Origin of the sequence: Flavobacterium sp., assembly GCF_028689845.1 — a bacterium.
GTDB lineage: Bacteria > Bacteroidota > Bacteroidia > Flavobacteriales > Flavobacteriaceae > Flavobacterium.
This window is the reverse complement of the sequence record NZ_JAQVCH010000011.1, coordinates 1-23,609: the sequence shown is the minus strand read 5'-3', so window position 1 is coordinate 23,609 and position 23,609 is coordinate 1. Positions and strand designations below refer to the sequence as shown.

Sequence of the window (23,609 nt, the reverse complement as noted above, 5' to 3'; positions counted from 1 at the left end):
TGTTAAAATTTAATACCACACGTTTTCGTTAAATTTTGTATAAAATTATAATTATTATATACATGCCAAAATATAAAAAAACACACGCTAACTAAACGTGTGTTTCCAACTTTAAAAATAAGCTTAACTTTCTTATTTTATGATCAATTTTTCTATTTTAAATCCTTTTTCAGTTTTGATTTTTAAGAAATAAATTCCACTGGATTGAGCCGAGATATCAATAGAAATAGAATTTTCATTTCTGATTTTTGTCCACAACAACCTTCCTTGCACATCATAAAGTTCAATAGATTGAAGCAACGAATCACCTTTTATTGTCACTTCATTTTGGGCAGGATTTGGATATACCGTAACTAAATTATCAACTGGAAAGACATTTACGGACAAATTTTCAAAAGTAGTATTGGCTATTCCAGTATCAACCGGAAAGTTGTAATCAAAGTAAATATCAGCTCTTTTAGAAACGGAATCGCCAGATGCTAAACTATTTTTTGTTTTAATTTTTAATAAGATATTACCGTGTCCACCGGTGTCTAACGCTATATTTTGAAAAATAAATTCCATTATATTTCCGTTTTTTCGAATAGCTACCGAATGGGAAGCTTTTATTATTTTAATACTCGAAACATCAAATTCGACTGAATTGACGTCAATTTTAACGACTACATTTTCAGCTTCAAAAGTTCCGGTGTTTTCAAAACGAACGTTATAATGCAAATAATCACCAATGGTACTGGGCGAAACTACATCGCCTTGCAAACAAGTAATATCATTTGGATCATAAGACCCAACTACGGTTTGATTGAAAATAAACAAATTATTCATTGTGTTTTCATCGCCATTTTGCGGTAAAATAGAAGTGGTAAAGGTTAAAACATCACCAATATTGACAGGGAAAGTTAAATCTGTGGGCGGATTAATGTTAAATGTTAGTGAAAAAGCCCTGCTTTCAAAAGGTTTTAGATTGGCATAATCCCAAGATAATGAGCCTTCGCCAGCGGAAGAAGTTGGTTCTGAGGCAGCAACAAAATTCATTAAATTTTCATTATAGAAAAAGTTTATCCCGTATTGTTGCGAAAGGGTTTGATTTCCGATGTTGCGGTATACAATCTGATAAGTGGCCTCAAAACCAGGACGAGCGGGAATAATTGGAGCAATAACAATTTCTAAATCGGGATGCACGCCATTCGCTGTCACGCAAAAGTTTTGGGTAAGAACTGAATTATCAATGACCGTAATAGGAACAACTGCTGGATTAGGAGAAACCGTAAAATAGGTCGGATTTTCTATATCTGGCACTAATTCATACGTTCCGGTTTGGTTGGTGTAAATTTGATAATTGCCCATTTCATCAGCAAAAACAGATGAATTTGTTGAAACTGCATCGAGGTTGATATCAATTTTTAAATAAGGAAAACTAAAATCCGAGCTTTCACAACCATTATTATTTTCATCAAACTGTGTTTGTCCAGCAATCGTATTATAGTCGCCGCCAGGCGTAAAAGAACAATACGTATTTACCTGACAGCCGAATAGTTGAGCCTGTTCAATTCGTTCTAACACACTTTCATATTGCATTTCATCACAGCAGACATATTCCAAATTTGGGCTACAACAAAATAATTCAAACCAACTTCCATTATCCATGGTTGTGCTTTCATCTACACCATTTTTGATGAATAAATATTTTAAAATGGGCGATTGAATAGAAACATATTCTAAATTGGGATTGTTATTACAGTTTAATGTTTCCATTTGGTTGCCCCCACAATCCAAAAATCGCAATTGAATTAAATTATCTAGCGTTAATTCCGTTAGGTTATTTGAACTTAAACTGAGTTCTTCTATCAAATTATTTTGTGATAAGTCAATCGTTGTCAACAAATTCGAATAGGCTTGGAGTTTTTTCAAATTCGCAGCTGTTGAAACATTCAACCCTGAAATTTGATTTGATGCAAAGTTTAAATCACTAAGTTGATTCAAGGCATTCAAATCTAAATTACCTGAAAGTGAATTTGATTGACATTGTAATTTTTTTAGGTTTGAAAAAGATTGAATTCCCATTAAATCTGAAATATTTGCAAAGGAAACATTTAGCGAATCTATAAGTAACGCTTCACTTTCTTGAATATTTCCATCTAAATTTGTGTCGATTTTAACCATCGAACCGCCAGCAAATGCAATGGAATTCCCACTATCTGCTTGCAATAATTTTGCTTTAAAAGCAATATCTGGAATGTTAATGATTTGTGCCTGTCCAAAAAAGGACCAACAGAGAGCGAGTAGTAGTATACTTTTTTTCATGGTTTTTTTTTATAAAATTAGGTACTTCATTGTAAACACAAATGCTAAAATGAGCATTCGCTGTTTTTCAATTAGAATTTACAGTGTTTTTAATATTTCTTGTAAGCGTTCTTTTTTTCGTTGTGAAATGGGTAAATGTGAATTATCACTCATCACCACATAACCGCCGTCTTTTTTGATATAGGATTTTAGATACGCTAAATTGATTAAATGTGATTGATGAATCCGTTCAAAACCGTGCTCAGTCAGTAATTCCTCATATTCTTTTAAAGTTTTAGAGATTAAAACGGGTTTGTTATTTTTGATAAAAAACTTGGTGTAATTATCTTCGCTTTCACACCGAATGATATCACTCACCTCAAACAAATGAATGCCATCTGAATTAGATAAGGCAATTCGTTTAAATTTGTCGACTTTTTTTCGAATGTTTTCTAAAAGCAAATCAATATGACCAAAATCATCATTTTTGACGACAATATTTTTAATTTTTTCAATCACTTTTTGCAATTCGTCTGGATCAACTGGTTTGAGCAAAAAATCTAACGCACTAAACCGGAAAGCTTTAATGGCATATTGTTCGTGAGCTGTAATAAAAACAATATGGGCGGTCGATTTTCCATTTCGCAACGCAATTTCTTCTAGCACGTCGAAGCCAGTTCCATCTGTCATTTGAATGTCTAAAAAAACCACTTGCGGCTGTAGTCTTTCCATCGTTTCTACACCCGTTTTGACACTATTCGCTTCTCCCACAATTTTAATATCAGGAGCATATCTAGCCAACAAACTTTTCATGCCTTGTCGCAAATTATCGTCGTCGTCGATTAATAGGGCTGTAATCATCTTTATTTACTGTATTGTATGGGCAAATTCAAAAAAACTTTCGTTCCTTGAGTTTCACCTTTTTCGTTTTTTACTTCTTTTATTTCCACTTTCGCTTTTTGCGAAGTAGAAGCTTCCATCATTTCCAATCGCTTTTTGGTAATATCCAACGCCATCGATTTATGAACTGACACCAAATTTTGTTTGAATTCTTTTGAATTTTCTACACCAATTCCCGTGTCCTCAATTGTACAAGACAAGCTGTTTTTTTCAATAGAAAAATGAATCGATATTTTTCCTTTTTCTGCTTTCGGAATCAAACCATGTATAATTGAATTTTCCACAAAAGGTTGTAACAATAAAGGAGGAAGTGCCATATCGTCTTCTATATCTTTACTTTTAGTGATAATAAAGTCAAATTTCTGATTAAACCGAAGCTGTTCTAATTCTAAATAATTTTGAAGACTTTCAATTTCTTTATCGATGGGAATGAGTGGTTCTTTAGAATATTCTAATGTTAAACGCATCAGCTTTGAAAATTTGGCTAAATATTTTAAAGCAGAATCGGTTCCGTTCTGTACGATAAAACTAGATATCGAGCCTAAACAGTTGAATACAAAATGAGGATTCATCTGCAAATGCAACGCTTTTTGTTCATATTCTGCTAATTCTTTTTGTAAGGTCAGTGTTTTTTTCAACTGCATCCGACTATAGAGTAGAAATACAATTCCGAAAACAAATAGGAGTACTAATACTACGAAAAAAGTGATTAAATGTTGCCGTTTTGATTTTTCGTTGGCTAGTAATTCTCTTTTTTCAATTTCTTTCTTTTGAATTGCTTCTTTTTTATCGTATTCATAATTTAATTCGACTTGTAAACTTTTTCGAATACGTTCATAATTCATCAAGCTATCTTGAGCAATTTTAAATTGTTTAAAATGAAAAAAAGCTGCTTTTTCATCTCCGAGCTTTTCAAAAATAGTACTCAACTGTTTTTCCGCTAAAGTCAATCCTTCTAAATTGCCGATTTCTTTTGTTAATGCGGCTGCTTTTTGAGCAAAAGGTAAGGCTTTTTGATATTCTGCTTGTTCTTCATAGAATTGAGAAAGGTATAAATTGGTGTCTGCTTTACCAAATTGGTCTCCGATTTTATCAAAGTTTGACAAAGCTAAATTCCAAGTAGTAACCGCAAGTTCATTTTGATTGGTTGCTTTATAATACAAACCAAGATTATTGTATAACTCGCCTAAGCCCCTGTAATTTGGATGTTTTTTAAACAGTTGCTCCGCTTCTTGATAAATAGCAAATGCTTTCTCATAATTTTTCTGTTTTAAATATAAATTCCCAATATTGGTGGTGGTGATTCCGACTGTTTTATCTTGAATTTGTTCTTGAATTTTTTGTGCTTTACTAAAATAATCCAACGCTTTAAAATCCTGATTTTGTGCCCGAAAAACTACCCCAATGTTATTATAAATGCGAGCCATTTTTTCTTTATCCTGTAAATCTTCATAAAGCTGAAGAGCTTTTAAATGATTTTGGAGTGCTTTTGCGTAATTATTTTGTTCTGAAAAAACAATTCCGATACTTCCATACGTTCGAGCCAAACCACTTTTTATAGCTGTATTTGTTGAAGTAACTAGTTCATTTTCAAAAATAACGCTCGCTTGGTCAAAGAAAATGAGGGCCGCATTGTAATCGCCCAAAATAATTTTAGAAGTCCCAAGATTAACAAAGGCATTGGCGGCTTGGACGTTATCTTCAATTTTCTGAGAAAGTTGTAACGCTTGTTTAGCATAATCGGCCATTTTATTTGGATCGATGGCTTTGTATTGCTCGGCTATTGCGTTCAATAAAATTGTTTTATCATGGTCACTTTTTGCTTTTTGAAGAAGCGATTGCAAACTATCCACTGCTTTATTTTGCGAAAAAAGAAACAGTGAACTCAAAAGAAAAATAAACGTAATGGAAGAAAATTTCATTCGAATTAAATTGAAAACCAAATATAGTATTTCCATTTAGTATAATTTTACTGAATTAGAATTTGCTAGATTTGATTTAGAATTTGCAAATTTTCAAAAGCAGCATTTTTATTAATCAGTAAATAAAATGCTCAAGCAAAAGCATTATTATTTTACTCTTGCTCAATGTCGGGTAAATGTCGGGTCAATTGTCTTAAAAATAATTGGTCTAAAAAAAGAAGGTTTGTAGTATTGCCTTAAAATTAATAATCATTGTATGAGACAACCAGAACTCGGTAAGATTTTAAGTAACTTACGCAATTCAAAAGGACTAACTCAGGAAGAGTTAGTAGAAAAATGTAACATCAGCGTTCGAACCATTCAACGGATTGAAGCTGGAGAAGTGACCCCCAGAAGCTATACTATTAAAACTATTTTAGCAGCTTTAGGTGAGAATTTAGAAAATTTCAAAGATATTTTCGTCCTTGTGGAAACCCCTTCTTTATCCGTTTCCAAAAAGCAAATGCAGTTTCTTAACGCAGCATTTTTTGTTGGTATCATTTATTTCTGTATTGGTTTTGTAGAATTTTATCTTGATGCTGATTTGGAATTTGAACGGAATTTGGTTATTTCCACACCATTTTATGTAAGTGTAAAAGTAATTTCTTTCGTTTCAATGCTCTTTTTTTATGGCGGCTTTATTGTCTGTGGCCAACTTTTTAAAAATTATTTGCTTCGAATAAGTTCGCTACTCCTGATGATTTTATTTGGAATGGCGACTATTTTTGCTATTTACACGTGGTTTTCTCCTACTGCGTCAGATGATTTTCTGTGGGTTACGTTGTGCATTTTTATAGGCTGTGTTTTGGTTGTGCATGGCATTAGCTTATTACGACTCAAAAAGCATCTTGGTTCAACACTTTCAACCATTACAGCAGTGTTTGTGATTACAACTGGAGCAACTTTTATAAGCGTTTTACTCTTTTTATTGGGTTTGATTTTTTTAATTCCAGTCAGTATTTTACAATTGTTGTTACTCTACAAAACACGAGAACTGGCAAAGCAGTCTGATTCAAAATAAAGTAATTGCTACTTTAAAACCCTAGCCTATTTGGTGGTTGCTCGATACAAACGAATTCTATTTCCATAACGTTGATGACAACCTCTTTTTCTTTTAAAACTCATCAATTTGTTAGCGTTGCTCTTTTTGCGTGAGGGATTGTAGTGGAGCTCTTTTTGAGAAAAACATTTCGTTTTTCTCAAAAAAGCGGGAACGAAAAGCCCGACCTTGTTGCCACTACGATTACTAATGGAACGGATAAAGTTGTGCAACAAGGGCACGCCCCATTAAAAAACCCTGCTAATACATGAAATAGTAGCAGGGTTTAAAATTAAAAAAATCAATTATTTTTGTTTAAACGCTTTTTCTCCTGGAAAATAGGCTGTAGCTCCCAATTCTTCTTCAATACGAAGCAATTGGTTGTATTTTGCCATACGGTCTGAACGAGAAGCCGAACCGGTTTTGATTTGTCCGCAATTTAATGCTACCGCTAAATCGGCGATGGTATTATCTTCTGTTTCGCCCGAGCGGTGACTCATTACCGAAGTATAGCCTGCATTGTGAGCCATGTTTACGGCTGCAATGGTTTCTGTTAAGGTTCCGATTTGGTTTACTTTTACTAAAATGGAGTTTGCAATTCCTTTGTCAATTCCTTTTTTTAGTCGTTCTACATTGGTTACAAATAAATCATCACCGACTAATTGTACTTTATCACCAATTAAATTAGTTAAATATTTCCATCCATCCCAATCGTTTTCATCCATCCCATCTTCAATAGAAATAATAGGATATTTTTTAGACAATTCGGCTAAATATTCAGCTTGCTCGGCAGAAGAGCGAATCTTGCCTGTATCTCCTTCAAATTTTTTGTAATCGTAGTTGCCATCCACATAAAATTCGGCAGCGGCACAGTCTAGGGCAATCATCACATCACCTCCAAAAGTATAACCCGCATTTTCAACTGCTAATTTAATTGAGTCAAGTGCGTCTTCGGTACCTCCTGCTAAATTTGGAGCAAATCCACCTTCATCGCCTACCGCAGTGGACAACTTACGATCGTGTAATACTTTTTTCAAATTGTGAAAAATCTCTGTACCCATTTGCATAGCATGGGTGAAACTAGTTGCTTTAACTGGCATAATCATGAACTCTTGAAAAGCAATCGGAGCATCAGAATGCGAACCACCATTGATGATATTCATCATTGGCACCGGAAGCGTGTTGGCAGAAACGCCACCTACGTAACGGTATAAAGGCATCCCTAATTCATTTGCAGCTGCTTTGGCTACAGCTAATGAAACACCCAAAATTGCATTTGCTCCCAAATTTGATTTGTTTGGAGTTCCATCCAATTCAATCATCGTTTTATCGATTTGATTTTGCTCAAACACGGAAGTTCCAACAATTTCATTTGCAATAGTGATATTGACATTTTCAATTGCTTTTAAAACTCCTTTACCCATATATGATTTTCCGCCATCACGAAGTTCAACCGCTTCATGTTCACCCGTAGAAGCTCCAGAAGGAACGGCTGCTCTACCTAAAATTCCATTTTCTGTAATCACATCCACTTCAATGGTTGGGTTTCCTCTTGAATCTAAGATTTGTCTTGCATGTACTTTAATAATAATACTCATGGTCTATTTTTTTATTGAATGATATACAAATTTAAGGATTCTATAAGTGCTTTTTATAAAATCTAGTCAAAGTTATAAACGCAATCGATTTAGTTATTTTATTAAAAAATTCAGAAAAGAATGGATAACTTTTAAATTCTATGCTGTTTTTTAAGCATTTTTAATATTATTGATAAACTCGTCAAATAAATAGGAAGAATCGTGAGGTCCTGGGCTAGCTTCTGGATGGTATTGAACTGAAAAACAATTTTTATTTTTCATTCGCATTCCGGCAACGGTTCCGTCATTTAAATGTTCGTGTGTAATTTCAAAATCCGAATTTTTCTCCAAATCTTCTTTAACTACTGCAAAACCATGATTTTGAGAAGTAATTTCACCTTTTCCGGTCAATACGTTTTTAACAGGATGATTTATTCCACGGTGACCATTAAACATTTTATAAGTAGAAATGCCATTGGCCAAACCGATAATTTGATGTCCCAGACAAATGCCGAACAACGGTTTATTTTGAGCAATAATTTCTTGAGCCACTTTAATTGCACTTGCTAATGGTTCTGGATCACCTGGTCCGTTAGAAAGAAAATAACCGTCCGGATTAAAAGAGCTTAATTCTTCAAACGTGGCATTATATGGAAATACTTTAATATAACAATCTCTTTTTACCAAATTACGGAGTATGTTCTTTTTAATTCCTAAATCGAGTGCCGCAATTTTATAAGTTGCCGATTCATCTCCAACAAAATAAGGCTCTTTAGTTGACACTTTCGAGGCCAATTCAAGTCCTTTCATACCAGGCACTTGAGCCAATTGTGTTTTTAAGGTTTCGATTGGTGTATCATCGGTACAAATCACAGCATTTTGTGCACCGTGATCGCGTATGTAGCTCACTAATGCTCTAGTATCAACATCGGAAATACCGATTAGCTTTTCTTCGTTAAAATAATCGAATAAACTAGCAGAAGCATCAGGTCTTGAATAGTTAAAACTAAAGTTTTTACAAACAAGTCCAGCAATTTTAATTGAATCAGATTCTACTTCATCCTTATGCACGCCATAATTTCCAATGTGGGCATTGGTAGCCACCATGATTTGACCAAAATAAGAAGGGTCTGTAAAAATTTCTTGGTATCCTGTCATTCCAGTATTAAAGCAAACTTCACCAAAAGTAATTCCTTCTATTCCGATTGATTTGCCGTGAAAAATAGCTCCATCGGCAAGAAGTAGAAGAGCGGGTTTTCGAGTAATGTATTTCATTGTGTTGTGTTGTTTTGCAAATTTAAAACAAAAAAAAAGATAAGCAATGCTTATCTTTCTAATCTTATAATGTATTGTAATGCCTAAACATAGTCATGACATCTGTTTCTTCTCCAAAAGACAATTTATTTTCTTTAGCATAAATTTTAATTTGCTCCGCTTTATCACCAAAAGCACTTAATACATCTTTCTTTTTTAATTTAATTTCAAGAAATTGCTCTCCTTTTAAATAATAATATTTATTTTTTTGAGCATAGCGATTTGGTGTAGTATACTGTTGTGTTAATGGGCTAATTACACCATCAATAACTGTAACATAAAAACCTTTCAATAGCGATATTTTAGCACCATAAATTAGCTCTTGATAAAGCTCATTATTGATTACTTTATAATTTCTATTAAAATTTTTAATGTAATCAATTTTAGAAATATCATATTGAAACACAGAATCTTTACTCATGACTGTTTCTAATTTTTTTGAACTTAAATTATAATTTAAATTATATAATTTATATTTATTTCCTTCTTTAGAAGTAATTTGAAAATTACCTTCCCAAACGGGAAACAAATAAGGTGTTCCTTGAATAGAATTATCTAAAGGCTTCGAAACTGTCCACATACCAGCACCAGCATATGCACTTGAAGCTGATTGCATTGAATTTGTGTTATCAACGGTATCTTGTGCAAATGATGAAAAGCTAATTAGAACTAATAAAAGGTTGAAAATTCTCATAAATATATTTTTTTGCGAATATATTGAAAGATATACATAGACAAGAAATTTCGTCTGTTAAAAAAAATATAAATAATCTAAAAAAAAAGGATAAACACAATAATGTTTATCCTTTTTATATTAGTTTGAAGTGGTTGCTTATTCTGCAGCTTCTGTATTTTCAGAAGAATCAGCGGCTGGAGCTTCAGGTGCTTTAGCTTCAGGAGCAGTTGTTTCTGCTTTTTTAGCTTTACCACCACGACGGCTTTTTGCTTTTTTCTCTTCTTTTTTACCACCGTTGTAAATTTCGTTGAAATCTACTAATTCAATCATCGCCATATCAGCGTTATCTCCTAAACGATTTCCTACTTTAATAATACGCGTATAACCGCCTGGACGATCACCCACTTTTGCAGCAACATCTCTAAAAAGTTCTGTTACGGCATATTTATTTCTAAGGTAAGCAAATACTACACGTCTGTTGTGTGTTGTATCTTCTTTTGATTTGGTTACCAATGGTTCAACGAATTGTTTTAAAGCTTTTGCTTTAGCAACTGTTGTATTGATTCGCTTGTGCTCAATTAAAGAACAAGCCATATTAGCCAACATCGATTTTCTGTGACCTTGTTGTCTACTTAAATGATTTACTTTTTTTCCGTGTCTCATCGCTATCTTTCCTTTAATTTCAATTTAATGAAATTAGATTATTCTTTATCTAGTTTATATTTTGACAAATCCATTCCGAAATGTAAGTTTTTAATTGCCACAAGCTCATCAAGCTCGGTCAATGATTTCTTACCAAAATTACGGAATTTCATCAAGTCATTTTTATTGAATGATACTAAATCACCTAATGTATCTACTTCAGCCGCTTTCAAGCAATTTAACGCTCTTACAGAAAGATCCATATCCACAAGCTTAGTTTTAAGCAATTGTCGCATGTGTAATGATTCTTCATCATAAGATTCTGTTTGTGCAATTTCGTCAGCTTCAAGTGTAATTCTCTCATCAGAGAACAACATAAAGTGGTGAATTAAAACTTTTGCAGCTTCTGTTAAAGCATCTTTCGGATTAATTGAACCATCAGTTTTAATTTCGAAAACTAATTTTTCATAATCTGTTTTTTGCTCAACACGGAAATTTTCGATTGCATATTTTACATTCTTAATAGGTGTAAAAATAGAATCAGTAAAAATAGTACCGATAGCTGCGTTTTGTTTTTTGTTTTCTTCAGCTGGAACATAACCTCTTCCTTTTTCAATTGTTAACTCCATATTGAGGTTAACTTTTGCATCCAAGTTACAGATTACTAATTCAGGATTCAAAACTTGAAAACCTGAAATAAATTTTTGGAAATCGCCAGCAGTTATTTGTTCTTTTCCGGAAAGGGAAATAGTTACCGTTTCATTGTCAACATCTTCGATTTGACGTTTGAATCGAACTTGTTTTAAGTTCAATATGATTTCAGTTACATCTTCTACTACTCCAGAGATGGTTGAAAACTCATGATCTACACCTTCAATACGTACAGATGTAATTGCATATCCTTCAAGAGCGGATAACAAAACTCTTCTAAGTGCATTACCAACGGTCAATCCGTAACCAGGTTCTAAAGGTCTGAATTCAAACTTACCTTCAAAATCGGTGGAATCGATCATGATAACTTTATCGGGCTTCTGAAAATTAAATATTGCCATAATTACGACTTCTGTCAATTATTATTTGTTGTATAACTCAACGATTAGTTGTTCTTTGATGTTTTCTGGGATTTGTAAACGTTGTGGAACGGTTACAAAAGTACCTTCTTTAGTATCATTATTCCAAGTAATCCATTCGTATACTCTACTAGCGTTTGCTAAAGAACTATTGATAGCTTCAACTGATTTTGATTTTTCACGAACAGCTACTTTATCGCCTGGTTTTAAATGGTAAGAAGGAACGTTTACAATTTCACCATTTACGGTAATGTGACGGTGTCCTACAATTTGACGAGCTGCTCTTCGAGAAGGTGCAACTCCCATTCTGTAAACTACGTTATCTAAACGAGCTTCACATAATTGCAAAATAATTTCACCAGTTACCCCAGAGGCTGCTGCTGCTTTTTTGTATAAATTTCTGAATTGTTTTTCAAGAATTCCGTAAGTGTACTTCGCTTTTTGCTTTTCCATTAACTGAATTGCATATTCAGATTTTTTTCCTCTTCTTTTAGCCATACCGTGTTGGCCTGGAGGATAATTTCTTTTTTCGAAGGCTTTGTCTTCTCCGAATATAGCTTCACCAAATTTTCGAGCTATTTTAGTTTGTGGACCAGTATATCTTGCCATTTTACATTGTTTGAAGATAGTGATTATGAATTCAGGTCAAATCCTTCGATAATCAGTTTCTATCTTGGTTATACTTAATTAAATAAAAAAGGGCATATCCCGATGAATCGGGATAGCCATAATTAAACTCTTCTTCTTTTTGGAGGTCTACATCCGTTGTGAGGCATTGGAGTAACGTCAATAATTTCAGTTACTTCAATTCCGCTGTTATGAATCGAACGGATAGCAGACTCACGTCCGTTTCCTGGTCCTTTTACATACACTTTAACTTTCTTTAAACCTGCTTCTAGTGCTACTTTAGAACAATCTTCTGCTGCCATTTGAGCTGCATAAGGGGTGTTCTTTTTAGATCCTCTGAATCCCATTTTACCGGCAGACGACCATGAAATCACTTCTCCTTTTTTGTTGGTAAGAGAAATAATAATATTGTTAAAAGTTGCACTAACATGAGCCTCGCCCGTTGATTCAACGATAACTTTACGTTTTTTTGTTGTTGCCTTAGCCATATTATTACTTATTATTTAGTTGCTTTTTTCTTATTAGCAACAGTTTTTCTTTTACCTTTTCTAGTTCTAGAATTGTTTTTCGTTCTTTGTCCTCTTAATGGAAGACCTGATCTATGACGAATTCCTCTATAACAACCAATGTCCATTAAACGTTTAATGTGAAGTGATACTTCTGAACGAAGTTCACCTTCAATCTTATAATAAGATACGGCGTCACGAATTGCTCCGATTTCCTCGTCATTCCATTCTTGAACTTTCTTGTCTTGACTAACTTGAGCTTTTTCTAAAACCTCAATAGCTCTACTTCTTCCTACTCCGAAGATATAAGTTAAAGCGATAACTCCTCTTTTGTGTTTAGGTATATCTACCCCTGCGATTCTTGCCATAATTATCCTTGTCTTTGTTTAAATCTAGGATTCTTTTTGTTAATAACGTACAATCTGCCTTTTCTGCGAACAATTTTGCATTCGGCACTTCTTTTCTTTACTGATGCTCTTACTTTCATTGTGAATAGCTTTAATATCTATAAGTAATTCTTGCTTTTGTTAAGTCGTATGGGCTCATTTCTAGTTTCACTTTATCACCAGGTAATAACTTGATATAATGCATTCGCATTTTTCCAGAAATATGAGCGATCACCACATGACCATTTTCTAATTCTACGCGGAACATCGCATTTGATAATGCTTCAATTATTGATCCGTCTTGTTCTATTGCTGATTGTTTTGCCATAAAAATTAAGCTACTGCTTTTCTATTTTTACCACTTTTCATCAAACCATCATAATGTCTATTTAACAAATACGAATTGACTTGTTGAATAGTATCAATTGCCACCCCAACCATAATTAGTAATGAGGTTCCTCCAAAAAACATCCCCCAACTTTGTTGAACGCCCATTAAATTAACTACTACTGCAGGAAAAACGGCAATAAGAGCTAAGAATACAGAACCTGGCAATGTAACTAAGGACATAATTTTGTCTAAAAAGTCGGAAGTTTCAACACCTGGTCTAATACCAGGAATGAATCCACCACTACGTTTTAAATCATCTGCCATTTTGTTGGTTGGTACTGTAATCGCTGTATAAAAATAAGTGAATACTATAATTAACAAAGCGAAAACTAAGTTATACCAAAAACCGAACATATCACTAAAAGCACCGGTTACAGATTGAGCTGTTTCTGTTTTAGAAAGCCCTGCAACGGCAGCTGGAATAAACATGATTGCTTGAGCAAAGATAATTGGCATTACACCCGAAGCATTAAGCTTCAAAGGAATGAACTGTCTGTTTCCGCCCATCATATCTTGTTCAAAATCTCCACCTGCAGTTCTTCTTGCATACTGAACTGGTATTTTTCGTACGGCCATTACTAGTAAGATACTTGCTATGATTACTAATAACCAAAGTATAATTTCAAATACTAATAATACTAATCCACCATTATCTTGTGTTACAGTTGAAACAAACTCTTGCAAGAATGCTTGTGGTAAGCGGGCGATAATTCCGACCATGATTAAAAGAGAGATTCCATTTCCGATACCTTTATCGGTAATTTTTTCTCCTAACCACATGGCAAAAATAGTACCTGTTACTAAGATCACTACTGCTGAGAACAAGAATGAGAAAGAGTTGAAACCTAATAAAAATGCTTCTGATGGTAAAGTTCTGTATAAGTTATAGATATAACCAGGACCTTGAACTAAAGTGATTGCAATGGTTAACCAACGTGTAATTTGATTGATTTTTTTCCGACCACTCTCACCATCTTTTTGCAGTTTTTGAAGGTATGGAACCGCAATTCCCATTAATTGTACCACAATAGAGGCTGAAATGTAAGGCATAATACCTAAAGCGAATACCGATGCTTGAGAAAAGGCTCCACCTGTAAACATATCTAAGATTGAACCAATCCCTTGATCTGTTTGAGAGGCTAACCCACTCAATTTTGTAGCATCAATACCTGGTAAAGTAACCTGTGCTCCAAAACGATATACTAAAAGTAAACCTAAAGTAACTAAAATTCTATTTTTTAGTTCTTCTATTTTCCAAACGTTTGTGAGTGCTTCAAAAAATTTCTTCATACAGTTAGTTCATTATAAAGTTACGGCTTCTCCACCTGCAGCTTCGATAGCAGCTTTCGCTGTTGCTGTAAATTTGTGAGCAGTTACTTTTAATTTGGCTTTTAATTCACCTCTTCCTAAAATTTTTACCAATTCGTTTTTAGTTGCCAAACGTGTATCTACAAATACTGAAAAATCTACAGTATCGGTAACCACTCCGTTATCTACTAAAGCTTGTAAAGAATCAAGATTTACACCTTGATAATCCACTCTATTGATATTTTTAAATCCAAACTTAGGTACACGTCTTTGAAGTGGCATTTGCCCTCCTTCAAAACCAATCTTTTTTGAATAACCAGAACGAGATTTTGCTCCTTTGTGACCACGTGATGCAGTACCACCTTTTCCAGAACCTTCTCCTCTACCTAAACGCTTATTTTGATTGTGCGTTGACCCTTCAGCTGGTTGTAAGTTACTTAAATTCATTTTTGAATAGTGTTATTTAGTTTCTTCTACAGAAACTAAGTGTTTAACTTTATTTACCATTCCAAGGATAGCAGATGAGTTATCATGCTCTACAACTTGTCCTAATCTTTTAAGACCTAAAGAAACCAATGTTCTCTTTTGTGTTTGAGGACAGTTAATTTGACTTCTTACTTGTTTTACTAAAATCTTTGCCATAATTTCCTTGAATATTAACCTTTAAATACTTTCTCTAAAGAAATTCCTCTTTGTTTAGCTACTGTATATGCACTTCTCATTTGAAGTAATGCATCAAAAGTTGCTTTTACCACGTTATGTGGATTTGAAGAACCTTGAGATTTTGATAATACATCGTGAATCCCTACTGATTCAAGTACTGAACGAACAGCACCACCAGCAATTACTCCCGTACCATGCGATGCTGGCATAAGAAATACACGTGCACCACCAAATTTTCCTTTTTGTTCGTGAGGAACAGAATGACCACTTAAAGGAATTCTAACTAAGTTTTTCTTTGCATCTTCTACTGCTTTTGCAATAGCTTCAGAAACATCTTTAGATTTTCCTAATCCGTGTCCAACTACTCCGTTTTCATCACCTACAACAACAATAGCAGAAAAACCAAATGCTCTACCACCTTTTGTTACTTTGGTAACACGATTTACACTCACCAAACGATCTTTTAATTCAAGACCACTAGGTTTTACTAACTCTACATTTTTGTATTGACTATACATAATTTCTTAGAATTTAAGTCCGGCAGCTCTCGCTCCTTCTGCTAATGATTTAATACGACCGTGGTATAAGTATCCTCCTCTATCGAAAGTTACTGTTTCAATACCCGCTTTCAATGCTTTTTCAGCAACTAATTTACCTACTGCATTAGCAACTTCAACGTTTGTTCCTGTAACATCTACTCCTTTATCTCTAGAGGAAGCGGCTAAAAGGGTTACTCCGTTCAAGTCATCTATTAATTGTGCATAGATTTCTTTGTTACTTCTGAATACAGAAAGTCTTGGTTTTGCAGCACTACCGCTTACAATCTTTCTAATTCTGAACTTAATTCTCTGTCTTCTATCAGATTTTGTTAATGACATAATCTTAAATTTTAAGCTGATTTACCTGCTTTTCTTCTTAATACTTCACCTACGAATTTAACTCCTTTTCCTTTGTAAGGTTCTGGTTTACGGAAGCCTCTAATTTTAGCGGCTACTTGACCTAAAAGTTGTCTATCGTGAGAGGTTAACTTGATGATTGGGTTTTTTCCTTTTTCAGAAACTGTTTCTAATTTTACTTCTGGAGCAATATCTAAAACAATATTATGAGAGAATCCTAATGCTAGGTCTAATCGTTGACCTTGATTAGATGCTCTATAACCAACACCTACTAACTCTAATTCTTTTGTAAAACCTGTTGATACACCATTAACCATATTATTGATTAAGGCTCTGTATAAACCATGTTTAGCTCTGTGATCTTTATGGTCAGAAGAACGTTCTACTAACACCTGACCGTCTTCAACTTTCACTGTTACGTCCGAAAACTCTTGTGATAATTGACCTAATTTTCCTTTTGCTGTGATAACACCATCGTTAACTTCTAAAGTTACTCCTGCAGGAATCACAACTGGATTTTTACCTATTCTTGACATCGTTCAGTATTATTTTAATTAGTATACGTAGCAAATTACTTCTCCACCTACATTTAATTGTTTAGCTTGCTTTCCGGTCATTAAACCTTTAGAAGTTGAAACAATTGCAATACCTAGTCCGTTAAGGATTCTTGGCAAGTTTGAAGAACCAGCATATTTACGTAAACCTGGTTTACTAATTCTTTGGATATCTCTAATGACAGGCTCTTTCGTAACTTTGTCATATTTAAGTGCAATCTTGATGGTACCCTGAACGGATGTGTCATCAAACTTGTAACTTAAAATATATCCTTGATCAAATAAAATCTTTGTGATTTCTTTTTTAAGGTTAGAAGCAGGGATTTCAACCACTTTGTGATTTGCAGCCACTGCATTTCTAACTCTTGTTAGATAATCGGCAATAGGATCTGTATACATATGTATAAATTTGCGGTAACGGTTTTCAATAGAAACGCTTTCTTTTGAACCTGAAACCAGTTAAAAATTGTTTTTTACCAACTTGCTTTTCTAACACCTGGAATTAATCCTTGGTTAGCCATTTCACGGAATGTAACCCGAGAAAGACCAAATTGTCTCATATACCCTCTTGGTCTACCAGTTAATTTACAACGATTGTGTAAACGTACTGGAGAAGCATTTCGTGGTAATTTTTGTAGGCCTTCATAATCTCCAGCTTCTAATAAAGCTTTTCTTTTTTCAGCATACTTGTCTACCGCTTTTTGTCTTTTTACCTCACGGGCTTTCATTGATTCTTTAGCCATAACTTAGTTCTTTTTAAAAGGTAAACCTAATTCAGTTAATAATGATTTTGCTTCCTTATCTGTTTTGGCATTAGTTACAAAAGTAATGTCCATTCCAGCAATTTTGTTTACTTTATCAATATCAATTTCTGGGAAAATAATTTGTTCCAAAACGCCAAGGTTATAATTACCTCTTCCGTCAAAACCAGTTGCTTTAATTCCACCGAAATCTCTTACACGTGGTAAAGAAGATGTAATCAATCGATCTAAGAACTCATACATTTTCTCTCCGCGTAAAGTAACTTTAGCACCAATTGGCATACCTTTTCTTAATTTAAAAGACGCAACGTCTTTTTTAGAAATAGTCGCTAAAGCTTTTTGTCCGGTGATTTTTGATAATTCGTCTACTGCATAATCAACCAATTTCTTGTCTGATACAGCAGCTCCGACACCACGGCTAAGTACAATTTTTTCCAATTTTGGAACTTGCATTACATTTTTGTAGCCGAACTCTTCTTTCAAAGCAGGAATAACTCTGCTTCTATATTCTTCTTTTAATCTAGGGATATAAGCCATTACTATAGTACTTGATTAGATTTTTTTGAAAATCTTACTTTCTTATCTCCTTCAATTTTATAACCAACTTTAGTTGCTTTTTTCGACTTAGGGTCGATTAATGCTAAGTTAGATATTTGAATAGGAGCTTCTTTCTTTACGATTCCACCTTGAGGGCTTTTTGCACTTGGTTTTGTGTGAACAGAAACCATGTTTGTGCCTTCAACAATCGCTTTGTTTGCATCAATAAAAACGCGTAATACCTTACCTTCAGTGCCTTTATGGTCACCTGCAATAACTTTTACGACGTCTCCTGATTTAATTTTTAATTTTGTCATCATCAATCGATTTAAAGCACCTCTGGTGCTAATGATACAATTTTCATGAATTGTTTTTCACGAAGTTCTCTTGCGACAGGACCAAAAACACGAGTTCCTCTCATCTCACCTGCAGCATTCAAAAGAACACATGCATTGTCATCAAATCGGATATAAGAACCATCGGCTCTTCTCACTTCTTTTTTGGTTCGTACAACAACTGCAGTTGACACCGCTCCTTTTTTAACGTTACCGTTAGGAGTTGCATCTTTAATTGAAACTACAATTTTATCTCCAACAGAGGCATAACGACGTTTCGTTCCCCCTAAAACACGGATAGTCAAAACTTCTTTTGCTCCTGTGTTATCTGCTACTTTTAATCTAGATTCTTGTTGTACCATAATTACTTCGCTCTTTCAATGATTTCAACTAATCTCCAACATTTTGTTTTACTTAAAGGTCGTGTTTCCATGATCTTTACAGTATCACCAATGTTGCAATCGTTTGTTTCGTCGTGTGCATGATATTTTTTTGTCTTTAACACGAACTTACCGTATAATGGGTGTTTTACTCTTCTTGTTTCAGAAACAACGATAGATTTCTCCATTTTGTTGCTAGTAACAACACCAATTCTCTCTTTTCTTAAATTTCTTTTTTCCATCTTTCAGCAGTATACAATTATTGTAACTCTCTTTTACTTAGCTCAGTTTCTATTCTCGCAATTGTTCTACGCGTTGCTCTAATTTGCAATGGGTTTTGAATTGGAGAAATAGTATGAGTGGTTTTTAGGTCGGCATACGTTTTTCTTGACTCACTAAGTTTCTCTTGTAACTCAGCTGCAGATAGACTTATAATTTCTGATTGTTTCATAATAAATAGGATTATGCTTCGAAATCTCTAGCAACAACAAATTTAGTTTTAACAGGAAGCTTTTGAGCTGCTAAGCGTAATGCTTCTTTTGCAACTGCCAAAGGAACTCCTCCTACTTCAAACATAATTTTTCCGGGTTTAACAACAGCAGCCCAATATTCAACGGCTCCTTTACCTTTACCCATACGTACCTCAAGAGGTTTCTTAGTTATAGGTTTGTCTGGAAATACATTAATCCATAATTGTCCCTCTCTTTTCATAAAACGAGTTGCAGCAATACGAGCTGCTTCTATTTGACGAGAAGTTAAAAACATTCCTGTTTCATGTACAGATTTAATTCCAAACATTCCACTTGAAAGTACATGCCCTCTTTGGGAATTACCTTTCATTTTACCTTTTTGTACCTTACGGTATTTTGTTCTTTTAGGCTGTAACATTTTTCTTTAATTTAAAAAATTACTTTCTTTTACGTGGGTTTGATTTTCCGTTTGGTTTTCCTCCTCTAGGAGCATCACCACCTTTGTTTCCTCCACCGGATTGTTTTTTATCCATTCCAACAAGTGGAGAAAGATCTCTCTTTCCGTAAACTTCACCTTTCATGATCCATACTTTGATACCCATTCTACCATAAGTAGTATGAGCTTCAGCTAAAGCATAATCGATGTCGGCTCTGAAAGTCGATAGAGGAATTCTTCCTTCTTTGAAACCTTCTGAACGTGCCATTTCAGCACCATTCAAACGACCAGAAATCAAAACCTTAATACCTTCTGCATTCATACGCATTGCTGCTGCGATAGCCATTTTAATAGCTCTTCTGTATGAAATACGGCTTTCGATTTGACGTGCGATACTTGTTGCAACTAAATAAGCATCAATCTCAGGTCTTTTAATTTCAAAGATGTTAATTTGAACCTCTTTGTCCGTAATTTTCTTAAGTTCTTCTTTTAACTTGTCTACCTCTTGTCCGCCTTTTCCGATAATAATACCAGGTCTAGCAGTAGTGATAGTAACGGTTACAAGTTTTAAAGTTCTCTCGATGATTACTTTTGATACACTAGCTTTTGATAAACGAGCATGAATATACTTTCTGATTTTATAATCTTCGGCGATTTTATCACCGTAATCATTTCCACCATACCAGTTTGAATCCCATCCTCTGATGATCCCAAGTCTGTTTCCAATTGGATTTGTCTTTTGTCCCATCTTAATTATTAATTGCTTTGTGTGTTATTACTAGCTCCAAGCACGATTGTAACGTGATTAGAACGTTTTCTGATTCTGTGTGCACGACCTTGAGGTGCTGGACGAAGTCTTTTTAACATCATTCCACCATCTACTCTAATCTCTTTTACAAATAAAGCAGCTTCTTCAATACTTGCTTCTGCATTTTTTGCTTGCCAGTTGGCAATTGCAGATAACAACAATTTTTCTAATTTTCTTGAAGCTTCTTTTTGACTAAATCTTAAGATATTTAGTGCTCTTTCCACTTTCTGACCTCTTACCAAGTCTGCAACCAAGCGCATTTTTCTAGGTGAAGTAGGGCAGTTATTTAACTTTGCGAAAGCAATTTGCTTGTTAGCTTCTTTTCTCGCGTCTGCTGTTTCTCTTTTACGAACTCCCATTGCTTCTTATTTTTTACCTTTATTTTTAGCACCGGCATGACCTCTAAATGATCGTGTTGGTGAAAATTCTCCTAATTTGTGTCCTACCATGTTTTCTGTTACATAAACTGGTACAAACTGACGACCATTGTGTACTGCGATAGTTTGTCCTACGAAATCTGGAGTAATCATAGAAGCTCTTGACCAAGTTTTGATCACTGCTTTATTACCTTTCTCAATGTTTTCGAGTACCTTCTTATCTAATTTATAGTGTACGAATGGTCCTTTTTTTAATGAACGTGCCATGTCTATCTAATTATTTCTTTCTGCGTTCAACAATATACTTATTACTCGGGCTCACTTTAGAACGGGTTCTATATCCTTTAGCAGGAATACCGTTTCTAGAGCGTGGGTGTCCTCCAGAAGAACGTCCTTCTCCACCACCCATTGGGTGATCAACAGGGTTCATTGCAACTGGTCTTGTTCTTGGTCTTCTACCTAACCATCTAGATCTACCCGCTTTACCGGAAACAATTAATTGGTGGTCAGAATTTGACACAGCCCCAATTGTAGCCATACAGGTCAACAAGATTAATCTTGTTTCACCAGAAGGCATTTTGATAGTGGCATATTTTCCATCTCTTGCCATTAATTGAGCGAATGTTCCAGCTGAACGAGCAATAATAGCTCCTTGACCTGGTCTTAATTCGATACAAGAAATAACAGTTCCTAATGGAATTTTACTTAAAGGAAGTGCATTTCCAATTTCTGGACCTGCTTCTTCTCCTGAAACTACGGATTGACCAACGTTTAAACCGTTTTGAGCAATGATATAGGTTTTTGCACCATCCACATAGCTTAACAAAGCAATAAACGCAGTTCTGTTTGGATCATATTCAATTGATTTCACAGTAGCTGGAATTCCAGCTTTTGTTCTTTTAAAATCAATCACACGATACTTTTGTTTGTGACCACCGCCTGTATAACGCATGGTCATTTTTCCTTGACTATTTCTACCTCCAGAGTTTTTTTTCGGTGCCAATAATGACTTTTCCGGCTTATCAGTTGTAATGGCGTCAAAACCATTAACAACTCTAAAACGCTGACCCGGGGTAATAGGTTTTAATTTTCTAACTGACATTTTCTAGATATTATTATAAAAATCAATTGTTTCTCCTTCTTGTACTTCTACAATTGCCTTTTTAAACGCATTTGTTTTTGCACTAATCATTCCACTTTTAGTGAATTTTACTGATCGGTCTGGTCTAACGTTCATAGTGTTGATAGCAACAATTTTTACACCATAAGCAGCTTCAACTGCATTTCTGATTTGAATTTTGTTTGCTCTCTTATCCACTACAAAACCATAACGATTAAATAATTCACCTTGCTTAGTGATTTTTTCAGTTATGATAGGTTTAATTATGATACTCATGGCCTATTATTTACTTAAATTTTCTTCAATTCCTTCTAAAGAACCTTCTGTTAAGATTAACTTATTTGTATTTAAAATAGAATAAGTGCTTAATTCAGAGCTAGTTACGACTTTAGAACCCTTTAAATTGCGTGACGACAAATATACATTTTTATTTGAATCACCCAACACAAATAGCGATTTTTTATTTTCTAACCCTAAGGCATTCAGAATTGTAATAAATTTCTTAGTGCTTGGAGTGTCAAAATTAAAATCTTCTACCACTATCAATTCAGACTCTTTTACTTTTTGAGAGAAAGCAGATTTACGAGCTAATCGCTTTAATGCTTTATTCAATTTGAATGAGTAACTTCTAGGTCTTGGTCCGAAGATTGTTCCACCACCTTTAAACAATGGATTCTTGATACTACCCGCACGAGCTGTACCAGTTCCTTTTTGTTTCTTTATTTTTCGAGTACTTCCTGTTACTTCAGCTCTTTCTTTAGCCTTGTGAGTACCTTGTCTTTGATTAGCAAGATATTGTTTCACATCTAAATAAATAGCATGGTTATTAGGCTCGATTGCGAAAACAGCGTCAGAAAGTTGAACTTTACGACCTGTATCTTTTCCATTGATATCTAAAACTTTTACTTCCATTACTTCTGAATGATTACATAAGAGTTTTTGTGTCCTGGCACACAACCTTTTACTACTAAAAGATTTTTCTCACCAACAACTTTTAAAACTCTAAGGTTTTGAATTGTTACATTTACTCCTCCCATTCTTCCGCCCATACGCATTCCTTTGAATACTCTAGATGGATAAGAAGAAGCTCCAACCGAACCTGGTGCTCTTAATCGGTTATGTTGTCCATGAGTTGCTTGTCCAACACCACCAAAACCGTGACGTTTAACAACACCTTGGAAACCTTTACCTTTTGATACACCTTGTACATCAACAAATTCTCCTTCGCTGAAAAGATCTACAGTGATTAAATCACCTAAATTATACGTTGTTTCAAATTCTTGGAATTCAATGACTTTTCTTTTTGCAGAAGTTCCCGCTTTTTTAAAGTGACCTAAGTCAGCTTTTGTAGCGTGTTTTTCTGTTTTGTCATCGAAACCAAGCTGAAACGCTTCATACCCGTCAACCGCTTTGGTTCTGACTTGGGTAACGACACATGGACCTGCCTCAATAACGGTACAAGGAATATTTTTCCCGTTTTCGTCAAAAATACTAGTCATGCCGATTTTTTTCCAATTAACCCAGACATATTAAACTATTTATAAATGATTAAAAAATTCTTTTTTTGTTTTGCATGAAGACATAAGTATTAAG

The 23,609-nt window shown here is 34.4% G+C and carries 34 protein-coding genes and 1 pseudogene; 1 reads left to right on the top strand and 34 read right to left on the bottom strand.

What is annotated here, in order from left to right; translation table 11 throughout:
* Positions 1 to 132: 132 nt before the first annotated feature.
* The 3 genes from PHR76_RS06045 to PHR76_RS06035 form a co-directional block, all read right to left on the bottom strand.
* A complete protein-coding gene (locus PHR76_RS06045; RefSeq protein WP_300059579.1) occupies positions 133 to 2,304 on the bottom strand; it encodes a T9SS type A sorting domain-containing protein in 2,172 nt (723 codons plus the stop codon).
* Positions 2,305 to 2,382: 78 nt separating this feature from the next.
* Positions 2,383 to 3,144, bottom strand: coding sequence for a LytTR family DNA-binding domain-containing protein (locus PHR76_RS06040; RefSeq protein WP_300059577.1), 762 nt, complete (start codon positions 3,142 to 3,144; stop codon positions 2,383 to 2,385).
* Positions 3,145 to 3,146: 2 nt separating this feature from the next.
* Positions 3,147 to 5,141 (bottom strand): tetratricopeptide repeat protein, encoded by a 1,995-nt coding sequence (locus PHR76_RS06035; protein ID WP_300059576.1) that lies wholly within the window; start codon positions 5,139 to 5,141, stop codon positions 3,147 to 3,149.
* Positions 5,142 to 5,361: 220 nt separating this feature from the next.
* On the opposite strand from PHR76_RS06035, the gene PHR76_RS06030 reads away from it, so the two are divergent.
* The gene (locus PHR76_RS06030; RefSeq protein ID WP_300059574.1) at positions 5,362 to 6,165 is read left to right on the top strand and encodes a helix-turn-helix transcriptional regulator; all 804 of its coding nucleotides are present in this window, start codon (positions 5,362 to 5,364) and stop codon (positions 6,163 to 6,165) included.
* 323 nt (positions 6,166 to 6,488) lie between these two features.
* Here PHR76_RS06030 and eno read toward each other — a convergent pair whose 3' ends face one another.
* The 31 genes and pseudogenes from eno to rplC form a co-directional block, all read right to left on the bottom strand.
* Complete coding sequence (eno, locus tag PHR76_RS06025; protein ID WP_300059572.1) at positions 6,489 to 7,781, bottom strand: phosphopyruvate hydratase; 1,293 nt, start codon at positions 7,779 to 7,781, stop codon at positions 6,489 to 6,491.
* A 150-nt stretch (positions 7,782 to 7,931) separates the two neighbouring features.
* Complete coding sequence (gene carA / locus PHR76_RS06020) at positions 7,932 to 9,035, bottom strand: glutamine-hydrolyzing carbamoyl-phosphate synthase small subunit (protein ID WP_300059570.1); 1,104 nt, start codon at positions 9,033 to 9,035, stop codon at positions 7,932 to 7,934.
* A 64-nt stretch (positions 9,036 to 9,099) separates the two neighbouring features.
* Positions 9,100 to 9,768: a hypothetical protein gene (locus PHR76_RS06015; RefSeq protein WP_300059568.1), complete on the bottom strand. Its 669-nt coding sequence runs from the start codon at positions 9,766 to 9,768 to the stop codon at positions 9,100 to 9,102.
* Positions 9,769 to 9,906: 138 nt separating this feature from the next.
* Positions 9,907 to 10,413, bottom strand: coding sequence for a 50S ribosomal protein L17 (gene rplQ / locus PHR76_RS06010; RefSeq protein WP_300059566.1), 507 nt, complete (start codon positions 10,411 to 10,413; stop codon positions 9,907 to 9,909).
* 38 nt (positions 10,414 to 10,451) lie between these two features.
* Positions 10,452 to 11,444: a DNA-directed RNA polymerase subunit alpha gene (locus PHR76_RS06005; protein ID WP_300059564.1), complete on the bottom strand. Its 993-nt coding sequence runs from the start codon at positions 11,442 to 11,444 to the stop codon at positions 10,452 to 10,454.
* Between the two features lie 21 nt (positions 11,445 to 11,465).
* On the bottom strand, positions 11,466 to 12,071 hold the full coding sequence (rpsD, locus tag PHR76_RS06000) for a 30S ribosomal protein S4 (protein WP_300059562.1): 606 nt from the start codon (positions 12,069 to 12,071) through the stop codon (positions 11,466 to 11,468).
* Positions 12,072 to 12,193: 122 nt separating this feature from the next.
* Positions 12,194 to 12,577, bottom strand: a complete 384-nt coding sequence (rpsK, locus tag PHR76_RS05995; RefSeq protein ID WP_300059560.1) for a 30S ribosomal protein S11 — start codon at positions 12,575 to 12,577, stop codon at positions 12,194 to 12,196.
* A gap of 11 nt (positions 12,578 to 12,588) precedes the next feature.
* Positions 12,589 to 12,963: a 30S ribosomal protein S13 gene (rpsM, locus tag PHR76_RS05990; protein ID WP_300059558.1), complete on the bottom strand. Its 375-nt coding sequence runs from the start codon at positions 12,961 to 12,963 to the stop codon at positions 12,589 to 12,591.
* Between the two features lie 2 nt (positions 12,964 to 12,965).
* Positions 12,966 to 13,082 carry a type B 50S ribosomal protein L36 gene (gene ykgO / locus PHR76_RS05985; protein WP_073370549.1) on the bottom strand — a complete coding sequence of 39 codons (117 nt, stop codon included), beginning with the start codon at positions 13,080 to 13,082 and terminating at the stop codon, positions 12,966 to 12,968.
* 11 nt (positions 13,083 to 13,093) lie between these two features.
* A complete protein-coding gene (gene infA, locus PHR76_RS05980; RefSeq protein WP_112086714.1) occupies positions 13,094 to 13,309 on the bottom strand; it encodes a translation initiation factor IF-1 in 216 nt (71 codons plus the stop codon).
* A gap of 5 nt (positions 13,310 to 13,314) precedes the next feature.
* The gene (gene secY / locus PHR76_RS05975; RefSeq protein WP_300059556.1) at positions 13,315 to 14,661 is read right to left on the bottom strand and encodes a preprotein translocase subunit SecY; all 1,347 of its coding nucleotides are present in this window, start codon (positions 14,659 to 14,661) and stop codon (positions 13,315 to 13,317) included.
* Between the two features lie 12 nt (positions 14,662 to 14,673).
* Complete coding sequence (gene rplO / locus PHR76_RS05970) at positions 14,674 to 15,126, bottom strand: 50S ribosomal protein L15 (protein WP_290858806.1); 453 nt, start codon at positions 15,124 to 15,126, stop codon at positions 14,674 to 14,676.
* 12 nt (positions 15,127 to 15,138) lie between these two features.
* Positions 15,139 to 15,321 (bottom strand): 50S ribosomal protein L30, encoded by a 183-nt coding sequence (rpmD, locus tag PHR76_RS05965; RefSeq protein WP_300059553.1) that lies wholly within the window; start codon positions 15,319 to 15,321, stop codon positions 15,139 to 15,141.
* A 14-nt stretch (positions 15,322 to 15,335) separates the two neighbouring features.
* Positions 15,336 to 15,860, bottom strand: a complete 525-nt coding sequence (rpsE, locus tag PHR76_RS05960; RefSeq protein ID WP_300059551.1) for a 30S ribosomal protein S5 — start codon at positions 15,858 to 15,860, stop codon at positions 15,336 to 15,338.
* A gap of 6 nt (positions 15,861 to 15,866) precedes the next feature.
* Complete coding sequence (gene rplR, locus PHR76_RS05955) at positions 15,867 to 16,220, bottom strand: 50S ribosomal protein L18 (RefSeq protein WP_300059549.1); 354 nt, start codon at positions 16,218 to 16,220, stop codon at positions 15,867 to 15,869.
* Positions 16,221 to 16,231: 11 nt separating this feature from the next.
* Entirely contained in the window at positions 16,232 to 16,774 is a 543-nt protein-coding gene (gene rplF / locus PHR76_RS05950) for a 50S ribosomal protein L6 (protein ID WP_300059547.1), read from the bottom strand.
* An 18-nt stretch (positions 16,775 to 16,792) separates the two neighbouring features.
* Entirely contained in the window at positions 16,793 to 17,191 is a 399-nt protein-coding gene (gene rpsH / locus PHR76_RS05945) for a 30S ribosomal protein S8 (protein WP_300059545.1), read from the bottom strand.
* 74 nt (positions 17,192 to 17,265) lie between these two features.
* Complete coding sequence (gene rpsN, locus PHR76_RS05940; RefSeq protein WP_300059544.1) at positions 17,266 to 17,535, bottom strand: 30S ribosomal protein S14; 270 nt, start codon at positions 17,533 to 17,535, stop codon at positions 17,266 to 17,268.
* A gap of 3 nt (positions 17,536 to 17,538) precedes the next feature.
* Complete coding sequence (rplE, locus tag PHR76_RS05935) at positions 17,539 to 18,090, bottom strand: 50S ribosomal protein L5 (RefSeq protein WP_300059542.1); 552 nt, start codon at positions 18,088 to 18,090, stop codon at positions 17,539 to 17,541.
* A gap of 2 nt (positions 18,091 to 18,092) precedes the next feature.
* Positions 18,093 to 18,407, bottom strand: coding sequence for a 50S ribosomal protein L24 (gene rplX, locus PHR76_RS05930; RefSeq protein ID WP_300059540.1), 315 nt, complete (start codon positions 18,405 to 18,407; stop codon positions 18,093 to 18,095).
* Between the two features lie 11 nt (positions 18,408 to 18,418).
* Positions 18,419 to 18,787, bottom strand: a complete 369-nt coding sequence (gene rplN, locus PHR76_RS05925) for a 50S ribosomal protein L14 (RefSeq protein ID WP_007803649.1) — start codon at positions 18,785 to 18,787, stop codon at positions 18,419 to 18,421.
* 2 nt (positions 18,788 to 18,789) lie between these two features.
* Positions 18,790 to 19,047 (bottom strand): 30S ribosomal protein S17, encoded by a 258-nt coding sequence (gene rpsQ, locus PHR76_RS05920; protein ID WP_300059538.1) that lies wholly within the window; start codon positions 19,045 to 19,047, stop codon positions 18,790 to 18,792.
* A gap of 17 nt (positions 19,048 to 19,064) precedes the next feature.
* Complete coding sequence (gene rpmC / locus PHR76_RS05915) at positions 19,065 to 19,256, bottom strand: 50S ribosomal protein L29 (RefSeq protein ID WP_300059536.1); 192 nt, start codon at positions 19,254 to 19,256, stop codon at positions 19,065 to 19,067.
* 11 nt (positions 19,257 to 19,267) lie between these two features.
* Positions 19,268 to 19,693, bottom strand: a complete 426-nt coding sequence (rplP, locus tag PHR76_RS05910; protein ID WP_300059534.1) for a 50S ribosomal protein L16 — start codon at positions 19,691 to 19,693, stop codon at positions 19,268 to 19,270.
* 19 nt (positions 19,694 to 19,712) lie between these two features.
* On the bottom strand, positions 19,713 to 20,459 hold the full coding sequence (gene rpsC / locus PHR76_RS05905) for a 30S ribosomal protein S3 (protein WP_300059533.1): 747 nt from the start codon (positions 20,457 to 20,459) through the stop codon (positions 19,713 to 19,715).
* Positions 20,460 to 20,467: 8 nt separating this feature from the next.
* Complete coding sequence (gene rplV, locus PHR76_RS05900) at positions 20,468 to 20,878, bottom strand: 50S ribosomal protein L22 (RefSeq protein ID WP_300059531.1); 411 nt, start codon at positions 20,876 to 20,878, stop codon at positions 20,468 to 20,470.
* A 6-nt stretch (positions 20,879 to 20,884) separates the two neighbouring features.
* Positions 20,885 to 21,163: a 30S ribosomal protein S19 gene (gene rpsS / locus PHR76_RS05895; RefSeq protein WP_300059529.1), complete on the bottom strand. Its 279-nt coding sequence runs from the start codon at positions 21,161 to 21,163 to the stop codon at positions 20,885 to 20,887.
* 10 nt (positions 21,164 to 21,173) lie between these two features.
* Entirely contained in the window at positions 21,174 to 21,998 is an 825-nt protein-coding gene (gene rplB, locus PHR76_RS05890) for a 50S ribosomal protein L2 (RefSeq protein ID WP_300059527.1), read from the bottom strand.
* 3 nt (positions 21,999 to 22,001) lie between these two features.
* Complete coding sequence (rplW, locus tag PHR76_RS05885; protein WP_300059525.1) at positions 22,002 to 22,292, bottom strand: 50S ribosomal protein L23; 291 nt, start codon at positions 22,290 to 22,292, stop codon at positions 22,002 to 22,004.
* Positions 22,293 to 22,298: 6 nt separating this feature from the next.
* The gene (gene rplD / locus PHR76_RS05880) at positions 22,299 to 22,928 is read right to left on the bottom strand and encodes a 50S ribosomal protein L4 (protein ID WP_300059523.1); all 630 of its coding nucleotides are present in this window, start codon (positions 22,926 to 22,928) and stop codon (positions 22,299 to 22,301) included.
* Positions 22,928 to 23,544: pseudogene (rplC, locus tag PHR76_RS05875) on the bottom strand (50S ribosomal protein L3). The gene rplD and the pseudogene rplC overlap by 1 nt, the downstream one beginning before the upstream one ends.
* Between the last annotated feature and the right edge of the window lie 65 nt (positions 23,545 to 23,609).

What these genes read in the sequence shown, in the direction of transcription:
- rpsK (WP_300059560.1), bottom strand. Translation starts at nt 12,577, where the DNA reads ATGGCTAAGGCAACAACAAAAAAACGTAAAGTTATCGTTGAATCAACG.
- PHR76_RS06005 (WP_300059564.1), bottom strand. Translation starts at nt 11,444, where the DNA reads ATGGCAATATTTAATTTTCAGAAGCCCGATAAAGTTATCATGATCGAT.
- rpmC (WP_300059536.1), bottom strand. Translation starts at nt 19,256, where the DNA reads ATGAAACAATCAGAAATTATAAGTCTATCTGCAGCTGAGTTACAAGAG.
- PHR76_RS06045 (WP_300059579.1), bottom strand. Translation starts at nt 2,304, where the DNA reads ATGAAAAAAAGTATACTACTACTCGCTCTCTGTTGGTCCTTTTTTGGA.
- rplR (WP_300059549.1), bottom strand. Translation starts at nt 16,220, where the DNA reads ATGTCATTAACAAAATCTGATAGAAGACAGAGAATTAAGTTCAGAATT.
- rplF (WP_300059547.1), bottom strand. Translation starts at nt 16,774, where the DNA reads ATGTCAAGAATAGGTAAAAATCCAGTTGTGATTCCTGCAGGAGTAACT.
- rplO (WP_290858806.1), bottom strand. Translation starts at nt 15,126, where the DNA reads ATGAATTTAAGTAACTTACAACCAGCTGAAGGGTCAACGCACAATCAA.
- rplN (WP_007803649.1), bottom strand. Translation starts at nt 18,787, where the DNA reads ATGGTACAACAAGAATCTAGATTAAAAGTAGCAGATAACACAGGAGCA.
- rplX (WP_300059540.1), bottom strand. Translation starts at nt 18,407, where the DNA reads ATGACAAAATTAAAAATTAAATCAGGAGACGTCGTAAAAGTTATTGCA.
- rplD (WP_300059523.1), bottom strand. Translation starts at nt 22,928, where the DNA reads ATGGAAGTAAAAGTTTTAGATATCAATGGAAAAGATACAGGTCGTAAA.
- rplP (WP_300059534.1), bottom strand. Translation starts at nt 19,693, where the DNA reads ATGTTACAGCCTAAAAGAACAAAATACCGTAAGGTACAAAAAGGTAAA.
- rplQ (WP_300059566.1), bottom strand. Translation starts at nt 10,413, where the DNA reads ATGAGACACGGAAAAAAAGTAAATCATTTAAGTAGACAACAAGGTCAC.
- carA (WP_300059570.1), bottom strand. Translation starts at nt 9,035, where the DNA reads ATGAAATACATTACTCGAAAACCCGCTCTTCTACTTCTTGCCGATGGA.
- rpsM (WP_300059558.1), bottom strand. Translation starts at nt 12,963, where the DNA reads ATGGCAAGAATCGCAGGGGTAGATATACCTAAACACAAAAGAGGAGTT.
- PHR76_RS06040 (WP_300059577.1), bottom strand. Translation starts at nt 3,144, where the DNA reads ATGATTACAGCCCTATTAATCGACGACGACGATAATTTGCGACAAGGC.
- secY (WP_300059556.1), bottom strand. Translation starts at nt 14,661, where the DNA reads ATGAAGAAATTTTTTGAAGCACTCACAAACGTTTGGAAAATAGAAGAA.
- PHR76_RS06015 (WP_300059568.1), bottom strand. Translation starts at nt 9,768, where the DNA reads ATGAGAATTTTCAACCTTTTATTAGTTCTAATTAGCTTTTCATCATTT.
- rplE (WP_300059542.1), bottom strand. Translation starts at nt 18,090, where the DNA reads ATGGCTTATATCCCTAGATTAAAAGAAGAATATAGAAGCAGAGTTATT.
- rplV (WP_300059531.1), bottom strand. Translation starts at nt 20,878, where the DNA reads ATGGGAGTTCGTAAAAGAGAAACAGCAGACGCGAGAAAAGAAGCTAAC.
- rpsH (WP_300059545.1), bottom strand. Translation starts at nt 17,191, where the DNA reads ATGTATACAGATCCTATTGCCGATTATCTAACAAGAGTTAGAAATGCA.
- ykgO (WP_073370549.1), bottom strand. Translation starts at nt 13,082, where the DNA reads ATGAAAGTAAGAGCATCAGTAAAGAAAAGAAGTGCCGAATGCAAAATT.
- rpsD (WP_300059562.1), bottom strand. Translation starts at nt 12,071, where the DNA reads ATGGCAAGATATACTGGTCCACAAACTAAAATAGCTCGAAAATTTGGT.
- PHR76_RS06035 (WP_300059576.1), bottom strand. Translation starts at nt 5,141, where the DNA reads ATGGAAATACTATATTTGGTTTTCAATTTAATTCGAATGAAATTTTCT.
- rpsN (WP_300059544.1), bottom strand. Translation starts at nt 17,535, where the DNA reads ATGGCTAAAGAATCAATGAAAGCCCGTGAGGTAAAAAGACAAAAAGCG.
- eno (WP_300059572.1), bottom strand. Translation starts at nt 7,781, where the DNA reads ATGAGTATTATTATTAAAGTACATGCAAGACAAATCTTAGATTCAAGA.
- infA (WP_112086714.1), bottom strand. Translation starts at nt 13,309, where the DNA reads ATGGCAAAACAATCAGCAATAGAACAAGACGGATCAATAATTGAAGCA.
- rplB (WP_300059527.1), bottom strand. Translation starts at nt 21,998, where the DNA reads ATGTCAGTTAGAAAATTAAAACCTATTACCCCGGGTCAGCGTTTTAGA.
- rpmD (WP_300059553.1), bottom strand. Translation starts at nt 15,321, where the DNA reads ATGGCAAAGATTTTAGTAAAACAAGTAAGAAGTCAAATTAACTGTCCT.
- rpsC (WP_300059533.1), bottom strand. Translation starts at nt 20,459, where the DNA reads ATGGGACAAAAGACAAATCCAATTGGAAACAGACTTGGGATCATCAGA.
- rpsE (WP_300059551.1), bottom strand. Translation starts at nt 15,860, where the DNA reads ATGTATAGTCAATACAAAAATGTAGAGTTAGTAAAACCTAGTGGTCTT.
- rpsS (WP_300059529.1), bottom strand. Translation starts at nt 21,163, where the DNA reads ATGGCACGTTCATTAAAAAAAGGACCATTCGTACACTATAAATTAGAT.
- PHR76_RS06030 (WP_300059574.1), top strand. Translation starts at nt 5,362, where the DNA reads ATGAGACAACCAGAACTCGGTAAGATTTTAAGTAACTTACGCAATTCA.
- rplW (WP_300059525.1), bottom strand. Translation starts at nt 22,292, where the DNA reads ATGAGTATCATAATTAAACCTATCATAACTGAAAAAATCACTAAGCAA.
- rpsQ (WP_300059538.1), bottom strand. Translation starts at nt 19,047, where the DNA reads ATGGAAAAAAGAAATTTAAGAAAAGAGAGAATTGGTGTTGTTACTAGC.